The 14,290-nt window shown below is 43.3% G+C and carries 10 protein-coding genes; 5 read left to right on the top strand and 5 right to left on the bottom strand.

Annotated elements, in window-relative coordinates; genetic code table 11:
* Positions 1-106 precede the first annotated feature (106 nt).
* From FET73_RS04920 to FET73_RS04910, 3 genes are all read left to right on the top strand, one after another.
* The gene (locus FET73_RS04920) at positions 107-796 is read left to right on the top strand and encodes a helix-turn-helix transcriptional regulator (RefSeq protein WP_154222789.1); all 690 of its coding nucleotides are present in this window, start codon (positions 107-109) and stop codon (positions 794-796) included.
* 409 nt (positions 797-1,205) lie between these two features.
* Positions 1,206-1,802 (top strand): hypothetical protein, encoded by a 597-nt coding sequence (locus FET73_RS04915; protein WP_154222788.1) that lies wholly within the window; start codon positions 1,206-1,208, stop codon positions 1,800-1,802.
* Positions 1,803-1,826: 24 nt separating this feature from the next.
* Positions 1,827-2,417: a hypothetical protein gene (locus FET73_RS04910; protein WP_154222787.1), complete on the top strand. Its 591-nt coding sequence runs from the start codon at positions 1,827-1,829 to the stop codon at positions 2,415-2,417.
* Positions 2,418-2,504: 87 nt separating this feature from the next.
* Here the strand turns inward: FET73_RS04910 and FET73_RS04905 are convergent, their stop codons facing one another.
* Together FET73_RS04905 and nhaB are read right to left on the bottom strand one after the other, a co-directional pair.
* Positions 2,505-6,899, bottom strand: coding sequence for a PA domain-containing protein (locus FET73_RS04905; protein WP_154222786.1), 4,395 nt, complete (start codon positions 6,897-6,899; stop codon positions 2,505-2,507).
* 91 nt (positions 6,900-6,990) lie between these two features.
* Positions 6,991-8,496 carry a sodium/proton antiporter NhaB gene (gene nhaB, locus FET73_RS04900; protein WP_154222785.1) on the bottom strand — a complete coding sequence of 502 codons (1,506 nt, stop codon included), beginning with the start codon at positions 8,494-8,496 and terminating at the stop codon, positions 6,991-6,993.
* A 164-nt stretch (positions 8,497-8,660) separates the two neighbouring features.
* Between nhaB and FET73_RS04895 the strand changes: the two genes are divergently transcribed.
* Positions 8,661-10,685 (top strand): FG-GAP repeat protein, encoded by a 2,025-nt coding sequence (locus FET73_RS04895; RefSeq protein WP_179952111.1) that lies wholly within the window; start codon positions 8,661-8,663, stop codon positions 10,683-10,685.
* Between the two features lie 106 nt (positions 10,686-10,791).
* Here FET73_RS04895 and FET73_RS04890 read toward each other — a convergent pair whose 3' ends face one another.
* Positions 10,792-11,700 carry a DMT family transporter gene (locus FET73_RS04890; protein WP_179952110.1) on the bottom strand — a complete coding sequence of 303 codons (909 nt, stop codon included), beginning with the start codon at positions 11,698-11,700 and terminating at the stop codon, positions 10,792-10,794.
* Positions 11,701-11,723: 23 nt separating this feature from the next.
* On the opposite strand from FET73_RS04890, the gene FET73_RS04885 reads away from it, so the two are divergent.
* Positions 11,724-12,797, top strand: a complete 1,074-nt coding sequence (locus FET73_RS04885; RefSeq protein WP_154222782.1) for a YeiH family protein — start codon at positions 11,724-11,726, stop codon at positions 12,795-12,797.
* On the opposite strand, the gene FET73_RS04880 is transcribed toward FET73_RS04885, so the two are convergent.
* Positions 12,747-13,685, bottom strand: a complete 939-nt coding sequence (locus tag FET73_RS04880; RefSeq protein ID WP_154222781.1) for an MOSC domain-containing protein — start codon at positions 13,683-13,685, stop codon at positions 12,747-12,749. The genes FET73_RS04885 and FET73_RS04880 overlap by 51 nt on opposite strands.
* Complete coding sequence (gene queC / locus FET73_RS04875) at positions 13,588-14,289, bottom strand: 7-cyano-7-deazaguanine synthase QueC (protein ID WP_154222780.1); 702 nt, start codon at positions 14,287-14,289, stop codon at positions 13,588-13,590. Before queC ends, FET73_RS04880 begins: the two co-directional genes overlap by 98 nt.
* Position 14,290 lies beyond the last annotated feature (1 nt).

The raw sequence follows: 14,290 nt of genomic DNA, 5'->3' as shown, positions 1-14,290 counted from the left end.
CAAGTTGTTGTTAAAAAATCCACTTTAACAAAGGGCTGCTGACAGCATGGTGTCAGCAGTATTTTGTTAAACTGTATAGATTCTTTAGGGTATTTATTTTCAAGCGATGAGACGTGCGGACAGGTTGATTAAAATCACACACTTTTTGAGGCAAAGGCGCCAAGCAGTGACTGCGCAACAGATAGCGGAATCATTTGGCATATGTAAAAGAACTGTGTATCGAGACATTGAATGTTTGATGGATACCGGTGCGCCGATTCGAGGAGAGGCCGGTGTCGGTTATACCATTGATAAGAAATATTACCTTCCACCAGTCACTTTTGATGCTGACGAATTGGAAGCCATTGGTTTAGGCATCAGCATGGTGCGCCTGTGGACTGACGACCGGTTCGCTGAAAAAGCCAACAGTGCACTTGAAAAAATTGCCGCCGTGTTACCTGCTGAGCTACAAGGTGAGTTGAAACAAATCACCACTTATGCTGTGCCCAATCGACCAAAGACGCCATGGACTGTTAATTTTTCAGAATTACGAGAATTCATTCGTGACCAACGCAAAATCAACATGGTATACCAAGACGAAAAACAACAAGAAACCACCCGCACTATACGACCATTGGCTTTGTTGTTTTTTAATCCGGTGTGGTTATTGACGGGTTGGTGTGAAAAGCGAAATGATTTTCGAAACTTTCGCATTGACAGAATCAAAGCAGTGACAGGCAGTGATCAATGCTTTGAAGATGAACCTGATAAAAACCTGACTGCGTATTTGGCATCAGTGGGTGTGTGTCAAAAGTAAGTGCATTGAGTACACTGTTTTAATTTTAGTAGTTGAGCCTCATCTTTTAGAGCTTACTTGAATCTGGTCGATCATCAATTGGCGTGACAAACAAGCTGTAAATTCTACTAAGGCACATGGTATGACGGTGTTTAAGGTCAGATGCATAGCCGCCCTTGATGAAGTGATAATTTTCATTCCATTGATATCCTGAAATCATTCTGTTTTTTTAGTTTTTGGCATGAAACCAACATCAATCACATGCAAATTTTTGTGAAAATTTAAAAAAAAGTCAATTAGAATTACAGAATGTGATGAAAGTCACGGTATTGCTTGTGCATAAATGATTTTAAAAAGTACAATAGATTCGTCAGTTGACAAAATGTTACAAATCAACTGTTTTAAATATTAAAAATAATCGAGGTGAAAAATGAAAAATAATTTATTGAAATCAATTGCATTAGTATCATTGGTATCTACCAGCGTGGGTTTTGCGCAACAATATGAGCCATCGGAAGATTGGAATGCATCCAGTACAGGCGTCAAAGATAAATGGGATGTCAAATTAAGCCCGGAAGAACTGAAAGCCGTTGAGGACATGAAAGCAGGTGGAACCACCTATTGGGTCTTTACAGGTGCTTCTGGCGCGACTCCATACAGAAGTGGTTATACCTATAACTATGGTGGCGCGGGTTGTATGAATGCGTCAGGTAATGTTGGCACTGCTTGGTTTGATCAAAACATCAACATTCCAGATGGGCACACCATTACATTCATGCGCTTCTACTATAACGATGCAGATGCAGGAGACACAGTTGCCGCAAATTTAATGATAATGAATGGCGATGGCAACTTTTCTACGCTAGAAACGAGAACATCTAATACAGATACTGGTTTTGCATCTGTGGGTGCATCAATGAATTATGTTGTAAACAACACAGATGGGGCGCTTATTTTAAGGTATGGCTTGAAAGACAGTACACAGGTTGAACCTTGTGGAGTTAGATTTGTTGTTTCTTCTAACTAATGTATCAATAAAAGGAGAAATATGATGAAAATTATTAAATTTATAGGAGCATCACTTTTATTGGTGAGTCCATACATCAGTGCAAATTCTGATTCAGAATGGGCGGTTGATTCTCACGAAGTGTCTCTTAAGGAAAATCGTGGACTGGCTACCACCGGTGGGGCCATTAAGTTTGCTACTTATGGAGCATCAAGTGCACAACCGCTTTATAGCAGTAATACATACACATATGCGGGTGCAGGTTGTATTTCAAACAGCGGCAATTCTACCATGTGGATGGATGAGAGTATAAATTCAAATATTCCAATCGGCTCAACGATTGTTTCTGTGGGTCTCTTTTATAGGGACAATGGCGACGGTGGTTCTAGCTTTGTACTTCAGAATTATGATGCACAAAATGGTATTGGAAGTTCTGTTAATGTATCAGCTCCAGCTGTAAATGGTGCAAGTTCTTCAGGTGCTTTTACATGGTTGGTTACGACAGCTTCTGAGTATCAAGTTGCACGGTTTACACTTGGTGCCACACCCAGTGCGGATCCATGTTTGGTCAGAATAGGTTATATACCATTTGATATAGCTGATGATGTAATCTTTGCATCTAGATTAGAGTATTAACAAAATAAAGATACTATTTAGTTAATTGAAGTGAATAAAAAAGCCTGTGATTACTTATCACAGGCTTTTTTTTACTTATATATAAAATTAATGCGGTGCAGTGTAGATAGCTATGGGTAATTCACTTCTGTCCCAGCTGCCGCCACCGGTTCCCAAAAAGTCCAGAACCAAATCGGCTTGACCATCTATTTTCCAATCACGACTGGTGTGTTTCAGGGTTAAGTCAAGTTGACCATTTATTTCTGCGGCAAAGTCTACTGGTGCTGCCATTCGTCCAAAACCAGTGATTTCTGCCATTGGGATGGACAGTTCTTGACCTGGTTCAAATCCAACTGCACTGCCAATTGACCACCTTGGGTTGCCCGCAGCATCATAATAATAAATGATACCGGTGACCAAGTCATTGGCTTGAGCTATTGAAAACCCCCAGCCTGATTCATCTAAACCACCCCACCAAGTGCCGCCAAAATCATTCGCAGGCTTGCTTTGTTCTGCAACTATAGGTTGAATACACCAAGTGGCTTCGGTGTTATTGATTTTCCAAGTGGCCAAAGCCGATTGTGACAAAACACGACCAGCAAAACCATCCTGACAGGCTGGATGTGCGGCAGCTTGGTCGGCATTGAAGTTAATGCTCAGACGGCCATCAGTTAATGTTGGATCGGGCCTGAAAGTACTGGTATTCGCATCCCATAAAGGTCGATCTAATGTGCCCGCCTCATAGTTTTCATTCAATACCCCATTACTCAACACAGATACAGAGTTATACCATTCGTTGGTGCCGTCATTTTCAAACGTATAGAAAAGCGTGTAATAGGTGTTTTTGTAGTCAATGTTTTCAATCACAAAGCCGTGTCCATTTCGGCTTGGGTCAAACCACATGCCTTTGTTGGGTCTGGGATTGCTGTCATCGCTAATACAAGTATCACAAGAAACGGTACCTGGAGTGTATGCGTTAGATAATTGAATGTCATCTACCCAGAAGCCAGCATGAGACGTGTTGCCATCCGATACCACGCGGAAGCGAAACTGTACTTTTTGACCGGCATAAGTTTCACCCAAGTCAACAGCACCTTCACGCCAAGACAGTTGTGTACCCGACCATGCCGAGCGTGCTTGAATACTGGTATTGGTATACAACAAGCCATCATAAGGTACAGAGCTCATGTTACCTATATCGTGCCACCTGCCATTTTCAGTGCGAAACTCAAGAACCGCGCCATCCCATAACTGAGAGGCATCGCCTTCCATGTCGTAACGCAGGGCAAAACTCAGTTCATTGCCACCTGTGGTTAAGGTTAACCAAGGTGAGGTCAATGACTTATCAGAATAGTTGCCTTCGTTGGTGGTGAACCAACTCTTTTCACCTTCAAAAGATTCGTTTCTAACATGCAGCCAGTTAGAGTTACCCAGGTCAAGAGCCGCAGTCATTCGCGCATTGCCTTCGGCATTGTCTTTGAAACTGTTGCTTGGAAGGGCTTGATTTGCACCAGTGACTAAAGTGATGGTTTGGGTTTGTGAGCCACCCTGGTAAGCCACTGTGAGATCTAAATCAACATCAGACAAACAGCTGTTGCTGGAGTCCATGTTCAATTGTATGGGTAACATGCTGCTGCTGTTGGCAGACAATGTGCCTAAGTTCATGTTTGATGATGAAAAGGTCAAACCCACAGGGTTGTTCCAAGAAGCCAGAACGCCTGTTAAATCGATGTTTGAGTTGTTGCTGATTTCTACAAGCACTGTACCGGATTCTCCGCCATCTAAGAAGGCATCGTCATCACAGCTTGAATTGTTGGCAACAAATTTATTTAGGGACATATTGACTGGGCTGCGGTGTGCTTTGAAAGTACCTCTACCATGGGTGCCAACGAACAAGGTGTCTTCACCGTGCCACACCAAATCAATGACTCGAGTGAAGGCCACACCATAATCATACTTTTCCCAACCGTTATTGGTAGAAACCCAGAGTCCCAATTCACTGCCCAAGAACATGCGTGATGCATCAGTGGGGTCAAAGGCGATTTGGTACAAAGGCATGTCAGGTAAGTTTGCCGATTCAGATTCCCAGGTGTTGTTGGTACCATCTGAAGACATTACCCTGTGGTGTCTGTAATCTCCTAAGGTGGCGTAAACTCGGTTACTTGGTGAAACTTTAATGTCCGTTATTTGAGATTTCTTGAACGAAACGCCGGCTACAACAGCCGGTGTTATTTGGGTGACGGTGTTAGAAGAGCCCAAGCCATCGATGCGGTATATGTTGCCTCTAGAGGTACCGACAAAAGCTTGGCTGCTGTTATTGGGGTTGAAGGCCAATGCTGAAACTGAAGAGCCGTCAAGGTTATCACTGACATCCGTCCATGTGGCGTTTTGTAAAGAACGGGCGTTGCTGGTGTAAAAAACATTGTCAGTACCGACCATCATGCGGTTGCCGTTGTTGTCATCTAAAACAAAAGGTTGGATAAAGGATGCACCGTCTGTATCAGGTAATACCATGGCTTGAGCTGACATTCCTTGGTTATCTGATCCATACATTTGTCCTTCAACATAAGAGCCATAAACATACCTGCCTTCCTGCTGATCCCAAGCACTGTAGCCACCATCGCCACCTTGCCACTCGAACCAATCACTGCTGTTGCCATAATACATTTGAGAGCCATTGTCTTGAGTACCAGAAGTTACTTTGTCTCCGGATGGACTCACAGCGATTCCGTAAGACTGTGAAATATTCAGGCCATTATTGAGGCTGGTATACGTCTCACCGCCATTTTCAGATTTTGATACGCCACCGTCACTGACGACATAAATATGCTCGGCATTGTGTGGGCTAAAGAAATAACCATGGTGGTCGGCATGAACATACTGGGGAGACTGGCCTAAATTAGGAGACCAATAAGTATTGATACCGATGGTATTACCACCGTCATGTGTGACATATTGGTCAACAGCACCCATGATGACATGGCTCGAGTTACTGGGGTTGACTCCAATCGCCAGATCATACCAACCTTGTCTTTCGATAAAATTGGTGTTTGAATTGGTTTTGGTGAACAACTGACCTTTGCCTGGTGAGCGCCAAAGTCCCAACGTGGCATCATCTGCATTTGAAGCAGCCACATAAATGACACCATCAGAACCAAAGTTGAGTTCCATGCGACCTAAGTTGAATGCTGGTAAACCGTTGTTATCTGAGATTTGCCAACTGTTACCGCCGTTGGTTGATTCCATTACAAAACGCCCCAAGGGGTCTGATAATTCAGGTTTAATGCTGGCATTTACTGTGGTATTAGAGACTTTAATGTTGTCACCGACTTCTTTAGTGATCATTGCAGAAGGAATGGTTATGGTGTCATCTTCACCACCCATGCTGAATGGGTCATCTAAATTGTTTTGAAAAACCAAAACAGCCAAAGCACCGGCAATCTGGGCATTTTTGACTTTTTCTGTAAAATCACAAGTACCGCGCTGTATCAGTGCAATTTTTCCAGAAATATTATTACTGATTGATTGACAGCCATCGTCAGTAAAACCACTGTTATCATCTGTTAAAATAACTTGGTTATTGATACCTGCTGATGAAAACTCTGGACCAAATGATGCTGGTACCGCATTGAAGTTACCAGCAATATTAGCCGGGCTGTTGATGGTGAGTTTTAAAGAATCATTGGGATTGCCATAATGCACGGCCAGAATGTGATTGCCATCAGTGGGGTTTGTTTTCAAATCGACAAAACCCCTGCCTGCTGCTGTGTGACCACTGGCTTCTGACCAAGTTTGTCCTAAGTTCTCAGATCGAAAGATACCTTTGTTAGTGGCAGCCAGTAATACATCAGAATCAGGAACCCTGGCTAAGCGATTGACGTAATAAAAATTATCATTCAATGTGTCACTTAATACCGACCAAGTTTCACCGAAGTCTTCTGAGACATAGATGCCGGCACCTTGAGCAGAATCGAAATTAAAGAAACCTTCACCAGTGCCTACGAACACACGGTTGGGGTTATCAGGGTCTGTGGTCATGCTACCGATCATGATGTTAGGTAGGAAGTCGGTTTTGGCTTGCCAGGATTTTCCGTCGTCTGTTGACTTCCACATGCCGCCTGAAACGCCGCCTGCCAATAACACACCTTCTTGTTCTGGGTGAATGGCAAAAGCGCGAATGCGACCACCAAAGATACCAGGACCAATTTCTTCGAAAGCCAAGGGCAGCATGTCGGCCGATGCTTTTTTAGATTTGAGCTGTTGAGTGAGTTGTTGCTTGATGCGGATGTTTTCCAATGCGGGATTGGTGCCTTTGTCGGTTTTCATCCGAGCGGCTAGCCATGCAGCGGCCTTACCCGGTTGGTCATAGCGTTTTGACTCTTTGGTTTCTTTATAAATATTGGCTGTTTTTTTTACCGATGTGGGTGTTGATTGATCGGCGATATACCAACTGGTGCCAACAAAAGCACCCAATGCCAACAAGGCTTTGATAGATTGGTTCATGACTCTCTTTTTGATGATAGAAAAGAGAAACTTTAGCACAAAAAAAGGCAGTCATAAATGACTGCCTTATATTTAAACCTTTGGTCGACCTTTATTGGAATATAAAGCCAACAATTGTCAAAACAATGGTGTATGGCAAAGCCATCCAAACCATGCGCATGTACCCTAATTTAATAGCGGGTGCCAATGCAGAGGTCAATAAGAATAAGAAGGCCGCTTGACCATTAGGTGTGGCTACAGAAGGTAAGTTAGTACCTGTGTTGATGGCCACAGCCAATGTTTCAAAATGTTCACGTGAAATGCGACCTTGTTCAAACGCCAGTTGCACTTCATTGATGTATACCGTTGCTACGAACACATTATCAGAAATCGCAGATAAGACGCCATTGGCTAAGAAGAAGGCTTGAGGCTGTAGGTTTAAATCCATTGCTAAAACCTGTTCAATCACAGGCGTGAACAAATGTAAGTCATGAATCATGCCAACCACAACAAAGAAAATACAAAGCAATGAGACGAATGGCAGTGATTCTTCAAAAGCATGACCAATTCGATGCTCTTCAGTTACTCCAGTTAGTGCGGTGATGACGACTAACAGTGAAAGACCAACCAGTCCCACTTCCATAAAGTGTAAATACAAACCAACGATCAGCAAAATACCACAAATGCCTTGAACCACTAATGAATAGTTGTCTTTGGCGGTGCGCTTTTCGTCTTGTTCTTTCAAATAATTTTCTAAAATGGCACGAACGCCATCATCTAATTTAGCGCCAAAGCCAAATTTTCCGGTCAATTCCAAAACGATTAAGGTAGCCAATCCTGCAAAGAAAACAGGAACGGTGACATGTGCCATTTGCGATGCAAAAGTCACGAAATCCCAGCCCATCTTTTCACTGATCAACAAGTTTTGTGGCTCGCCTACTTGTGTACATACGCCACCCAAAGCCGTACCTACAGCACCGTGCATGATCAATGAACGAATGAATGAACGAAACTCAGCCAAAGTGTCACCACCCAATTGCTGACGGTCTTTGATGTCATTGTCATCATAATCGATGTTCATGGTTGAATGCACTTTCTCATACACACCATACAAGGCACCGAATACGGTGATCAACACCGCCATAACAGTCAAGGCATCCAAGAAAGCTGACAAGACAGCAGCAGCAACAGAGAACATCAAAGACAAGACCACTTTGTTGCGCACTTTCATTAATATTTTACCAAAAAGGAAAATCAACAAAGGCTGCATGAAGTAGATGAAACTCACCATGAATACCAACAACATGATGACACCCAAGTTTTGGTTTATTTCATGCCAGACGGTTTCTGGTGTGGTCAGGCCTAAGGCCAATATGGCAAGGGCCAATAAACCACCAGATTGCAGTGGGTAACATTTTAAAGCCAAAGCCAAGGTCATGATGAACATGGCAATGAATGCCCAGCCCATTATTGTGGGCCCTAGAACTAAGTTTAAGGGATAACAGGCAACTAAAAACCCAAGAATGGTCATTTTAAACCATTTAGGGCTGTTACCTAAAAACTCATTAAATGCGACTTTTAACACGGTATCTCCATCAAGATTATTAAATAGCGGCATATTTTACCTTAAAAGTGACAGAGATTTGTAGAAGACTGATGACAGCTGTGGTGTGTCTTTGAAAATGGTTATTATTTTAAAAAAACATGGCGTTTGTAATATGACAATATGGTACTTTTAATTTTAATGAATTAATATATATTGTTTTTTAAAAGAGGATGAATATGAAGGTGTTGTTACTGTTGTTAGTAAGTTTTCCATTAATGGCTCAAGATTGGGAGTTGGTTTCTGATTTGGCTCCCGATGGTGCAGTTTCATCGGATTATGGGACTGACATGGTCTTATTTGATGATTATCTGGTTGTGGGTTGGCCTAAAGTTTTTGAAGACGCACTTTCAGGTGCTCAGCCAAGTGGTTGTGGTGAAGTCATCACATATATGAAAGTATCCGGTAAGTTTGAAGAAATTTCCCGAATGACGGCAGAAAGTTTACAAGGAAGTTGTACCGAAGGTGACGGATTTGGATTCAGCTTGGCATATGATGAAGGCCGCTTGGCCATTGGTATGCCTGCAGGTGCAAGAAGAGGAATGGGACAGCCCGGTGCTGGTGTTGATGCAGATTCAGCTGTGTTCATGACACACTTTGATAATGGCAATTGGGTGCTTGATGAAGTGTTACAAGCAGATGACCTGGGAAATGGTAAAGGTATGGGAATGCAGTTGGTATTAGAAGGTGATGTGCTTTTATCTCATGCCAATGAATATGACAGCATTTTTGGATTTTCTTTTATTACCAGCACAGGTGTTTATGTGTTTGAAAATTCAGGATCAGGGTTTGCCCAAACCCAAAAACTGGAAGAAAATTTTCATTTATATGGTCAAGATTTTGATTATGGCAATGATCAAATCGTGGTAGGTGCCTGGGGCGAACAAACCCTGACTGCGCCAGGTCAAGTCTATGTTTATGAAAAAGGCAGTGGATCTTGGGGTTTGGTTCAAACCATTACAGATACAAGAAACTCAAACTTAGGAAATCAAATCGAGATTCTTGGCGATACATTGGCTGTAGGTGCAGTTCAAGCAGGTGGTTCTGGTTCCGTTTCTATTTTTGAGCAATCTGGTGGTCAATGGCAAGAAGCCCAATTTATTCAAGCCAGTGATGCCAGGTTCAATGATCAATTTGGTATTGCATTGCGTTTGTTTGGTGACGAAATGGTGGTAGGAGCCACCAGTGCAACAAGCACTGACCCTAGCATTGGTGGTGCCTATGTATTTAAAAAAGATGGCAACGGTCAATATATGGAAACCCAAAAGATTACCGGTGCATTCAGTAACGGCCTCAATGATCAACATGGTGGAAATTTGATTTTTAACGCAACTGATTTAATCATCAATGACACCAGTGGCGGGACATTGGGTGGCGCTGAAACAGAGTTGGCTCATTACTCAAGAGCCGGTGGTGGTTCAGGTGGTGGAAGTTATGCTGTTAACAGTAAGTCGTCTGGTGTTTATGCAGTTGGAACCACTGCTCAACAGCTCAGTTTTGAGGTGCTGCCTGATGATCGTGTGGTCATGTATGGTCAGTTCAACCATCAAAGTGACATGCTTTGGGTGACTGCTGTGGGTTCATATCAAGGGGATACCATGATGTTTGATCAAGTTTTCTCAACCAGTGGCGCAACCTTTGGTGGAAGTTTTGACAGCAGTCAAGTGATGACACATGTATTGGGAACGGCTATGGTCAGTTTCAGTGCATGCAAAAATGCGGTATTTAATTATGACTTTACTGGTATTGGTACAGGTGAAGCCAGTATCAATAAAGTGACAGAAACCCCGGGTAATGAATGTGACTCTATAAACAAAGCGTTACCCAGTCGAGTATCAGGTTCTTGGTACAATCCTGGCCGATCTGGTGAAGGGTTCAGTTTGTTCCTGTTTGAAGAACTTGGTGTACAAAAAGCACAAGTGTCTTGGTTTACTTATGACAACAACGGCAATCAAATGTTCTTGACAGGGACAGGTAATGTAACGAACCAAAGTGTAGCTATTGAGCAGTTGGTCTCTTTTGACGGGGCGGACTTTCTTGATGGACAGGGCAGAAGTCAAGATATGGGCTCTATGAATTTGTCCTGGGCAGCATGTGATCAAGCGACGGGTGATTATGACTTGAGTGTCAGTGGATTTGGAACCGGTGAGCTCAATTTAATGGCTTTGACCTTCTTGAAAGGCACGGACTGTGGTGATTTGTAATTGAACTTTTAACATTTAAGAAGGACATGCCGACAGCGTGTCCTTTTTATTTGTATTGTTGTGCAATTAAACCCAACGATTGGTTTAAATTTTTTTAAGAAGCTTTTTAACCGGTGATTTTATCTGCTGTGGCACGTTTCTTGTTAAGTTGTGCCTCTCTGTGTGCAATATAAGCACCTGATGCAAAGACCATGCTGGCGCCAAGTACAGTCAGGTAATCAACACTTTGGTCAAACATAAACCAAGCCAATACGATGACAAAAGGTAGTCTGGCAAAGTCAAAAGGCACCACAATAGAGACATCAGCCATCTTGATGGCATGCGTGAAAATCACATGGGCTAAGCTGCCCATAAAGCCAACGGCAATCACCGCCAGCCAAATCGGCCAATCAGGCCATTGCCAAACAGGAATCGCAACGGGCAATGACAAGGGTGTCATCAGGAGTACCATGAACAAAACAATGGTGTGTGGGGCTTCCGTTTTGGAAAGGCTTTTGATGATCAGTACTGAGGCTGCCATGGTGATTGAAGACAAGACCACCACCAGTGATGCAAACATTTCTCCAGAAATGTCCTGATACAAATTAGGTCTTAAAATAACCAAGGTGCCGATAAAGCCGAAAATGATGGCCAACCACCGCCTGATGTTTACTTTTTCTTTGAGGAACAGGGCAGCGCCTAGGGTCACAAATATCGGCACAGTAAAACTGAGTGATACGGCTTTTGAAAGGGGTAAAACAGTCAGTGCCCAAAAGTAACTGAACATAGACATTAAACCTAAAATGGCACGAATGATAAAAATGCTCAGTTTATCGGTTTGAAATATTTTTATGCCATATTGGATGATCCATGGCAGCATAAAAACGAGTCCAAATAAGTTCCTGAAAAAGGCAATTTGGAAAGGATGTAATGCTTGTGCGGACCAGCGTATCAACACAGTCATCAAGCTGAAAGCAAAGGCGGATATCAGCATCATCATGATGGCTTTGGCTAGGGTTTTGTTACTGTTTGGCATCGTTGACCTTTGTATTTGGAAGGATGAACCATTGGTCTGATGCCATAAATTCATCGAGTGGGATACATTGTATCAGGTACAATGCCCAAATGATTCACCGCTATAAACAAATACCCGGATTAGTCTTGGCCCTGATGCTGGCCCTATTGGCGCAATTTTGCAGTGCACAATGGGGAATTTCCGGGGCATTATTGGCTTTGCTTTTTGGTATTGCTTTTGGTGTCTCTGTTGGTCGAATGACAAAGCATCGCCCCTTGTGGGAGGCGGGTTTTGCATGGGGTGAACGTCAGGGGCTGGGATTGGCGATTGCATTAATGGGTTTCCAAATGCCATGGCAAGCGCTGTTTTCTTCAGGATGGCAGGTTTTGATTTTGGTGATTCTGGGTTTGTTGTTCACATTTGTCATTGCTATGATGCTGTCAAAAGTTTTTCGGCTGAGTCATTCGCAACGCCTTTTGATGGCGACAGGAAATGGCATTTGTGGTTCTGCTGCTGTGATGGCGACACAATCTATCATTCAATCCAACCGTGCAGACACCGCAATGGTCGTTACTGTGGTCAATTTATTGGGGTTATTAGGGATATTGGTTACACCTTTTTTGATTGCTCAATATTTTCCAGCAGATGATTTTTCAGCGGGCCAGTTGATTGGTAACACCTTACAGTCAATGCCACATGTGGTGGCTGCAGGTTTTTCAGTTAATGATGACGTAGCACAAACCGCTGTTTGGGTAAAAATGGTGCGAATTTTGATGTTGTTACCGGTTTTGTTTTTGTTGGCTTGGTGGCAACATCGGCACGACAAAAATCACAATGAGGCACTCAAACAAAATTTGCCTTGGTTGGCTTTGATTCCAGTTTTCATATGGGGTTTTATGTTGTGCGCTTTATGCAGTTTGTGGTTTGAATTACCGCAAGGGGCACTGGATGTGTTAGATCAGATTTCAGATGTTTTGATGTGCATGGCACTGGTGGCGATTGGTGCGCAAATCCAATGGCAAAACATTCGGCAAAGCGGTGGACGTTTGATGGTAATGGGGGTGGTTCTATTTGCTTGTCAATTGGTCTTCAGTGGTGTTTTGGTAATGTATCTCTAATTGATCACCCAGTGTGATGGCGCCCGACTGGTTACTGATGCCGTTGATGCCAAAGATGGCTTTGTTATTCAGACGGTGTCTTTGAGCCAAGGTGCTGAGTACAGTGTTACCTGTTTTGCTTGCTGTTTTTGGGTCTAAATTGGTGACCAGACAGCGGCTACATGGTTTGACCAAATCTATTTTGAATTGCTGGTTATATATACTGTCCCATCGGTATTCATCCTGTGGTTTTAAGTCACTTTTTACCACTATATTGGGTCTGAAACGTTGCATGGTTACGTGAGGATGGTTTTGTGCCTGTAGCTGTTGATTGAGTTGCTCTAGTGTAGACATGTGGGTGACCAATAACGGAAAGCCGTCAGCAAAGGCCACTTGTTTGTTGCCATTTGTAAATTCAGGATCAACCAGTCTTTGGCTGGTCTGGCCAAACCGAACCAGACGACACGGTTGGTTTAAGTATTCACTGAACCAGTCATTGATGTGTGTCTCAGCCACTTCTGCTTTCACATGATCTTTCCATACAATCACACTCATGTAGCCTGTAGTTTGTTCAGGAGTGACAGTGAGTGTTGGCATGTCAGGTGCATTGAGGGTCAGGTGGTGATTGGATTGATTCAGCGATATGTCAATTAATCCCATGATGGGCAGTGTTCTTTGGCTGAGGAACACGCCTTGGTCATCGACCAGCATCCACTGTCTGTCACCCACCAACCCCATGGGTGTGATGTCACATTTTGTAAGGGTGACTCGGCCACAAGATTTTATTGGGTAGCAGTAAAGTCCAACCACTTCAAGCATAGCGTGTTGGGTCGGCAATGCCGGCTTGTTCAAAACCTTGTTTGCGGTAATGGCATGAGTCACAATGACCACAAGCCCTGCCTTCTTCATCTGCTTGGTAGCAACTGACAGTCATGCCATAATCAAATCCGAGTCCATGCCCCAGTTTAATGATTTCGGCTTTGGATAAATCAATCAAGGGTGTTTCAATGTGTAGTTTGTTACCTTCAATACCTGCTTTTGTTGCCAAATTGGCCATGGTTTCAAAGGCATTGATGTATTCAGGGCGACAATCGGGATAGCCAGAATAATCGACCGCTGTAACGCCTATGAACATGGCATCAGCACCAACCACTTCAGCATATGCCAATGCAATTGATAGGAATATGGTGTTTCTGGCAGGCACATAAGTGCTCGGGACTTCGCTGTCTTCTTCGCCAAAATCGGGCACAGCCATGCTGTCATCGGTTAATGCAGAACCACCGATTTGAGTTAAGTCTATAGGCATGACTTGGTGTCTTTTAACGCCTAAGGCGGTTGCCACATTTTCTGAGGCTTGTATTTCAGCATGGTGTCTTTGTCCATAGTCGATGGCCAAAGTATAACAATCATATCCTTGGTCTTTGGCATAGGCCAAGCAGGTGGACGAATCTAAACCGCCAGAGAGCAAGACAACTGCTTTTTTGGTTGTGTTTGTTTGAGTAGGGGTGTTCATA

Origin of the sequence: Marinicella rhabdoformis, from assembly GCF_009671245.1 — a bacterium.
Taxonomy (GTDB): domain Bacteria; phylum Pseudomonadota; class Gammaproteobacteria; order Xanthomonadales; family Marinicellaceae; genus Marinicella; species Marinicella rhabdoformis.
The sequence above is the reverse complement of the archived record's forward strand: the minus strand, read 5'-3'. Positions and strand labels throughout refer to the sequence as shown.

Coding starts and splice junctions, on each gene's coding strand:
- FET73_RS04920 (WP_154222789.1), top strand. CDS start 107: ATGAGACGTGCGGACAGGTTGATTAAAATCACACACTTTTTGAGGCAA.
- FET73_RS04915 (WP_154222788.1), top strand. CDS start 1,206: ATGAAAAATAATTTATTGAAATCAATTGCATTAGTATCATTGGTATCT.
- FET73_RS04910 (WP_154222787.1), top strand. CDS start 1,827: ATGAAAATTATTAAATTTATAGGAGCATCACTTTTATTGGTGAGTCCA.
- FET73_RS04905 (WP_154222786.1), bottom strand. CDS start 6,899: ATGAACCAATCTATCAAAGCCTTGTTGGCATTGGGTGCTTTTGTTGGC.
- nhaB (WP_154222785.1), bottom strand. CDS start 8,496: ATGCCGCTATTTAATAATCTTGATGGAGATACCGTGTTAAAAGTCGCA.
- FET73_RS04895 (WP_179952111.1), top strand. CDS start 8,661: ATGAAGGTGTTGTTACTGTTGTTAGTAAGTTTTCCATTAATGGCTCAA.
- FET73_RS04890 (WP_179952110.1), bottom strand. CDS start 11,700: ATGCCAAACAGTAACAAAACCCTAGCCAAAGCCATCATGATGATGCTG.
- FET73_RS04885 (WP_154222782.1), top strand. CDS start 11,724: ATGAACCATTGGTCTGATGCCATAAATTCATCGAGTGGGATACATTGT.
- FET73_RS04880 (WP_154222781.1), bottom strand. CDS start 13,685: ATGAAGAAGGCAGGGCTTGTGGTCATTGTGACTCATGCCATTACCGCA.
- queC (WP_154222780.1), bottom strand. CDS start 14,289: ATGAACACCCCTACTCAAACAAACACAACCAAAAAAGCAGTTGTCTTG.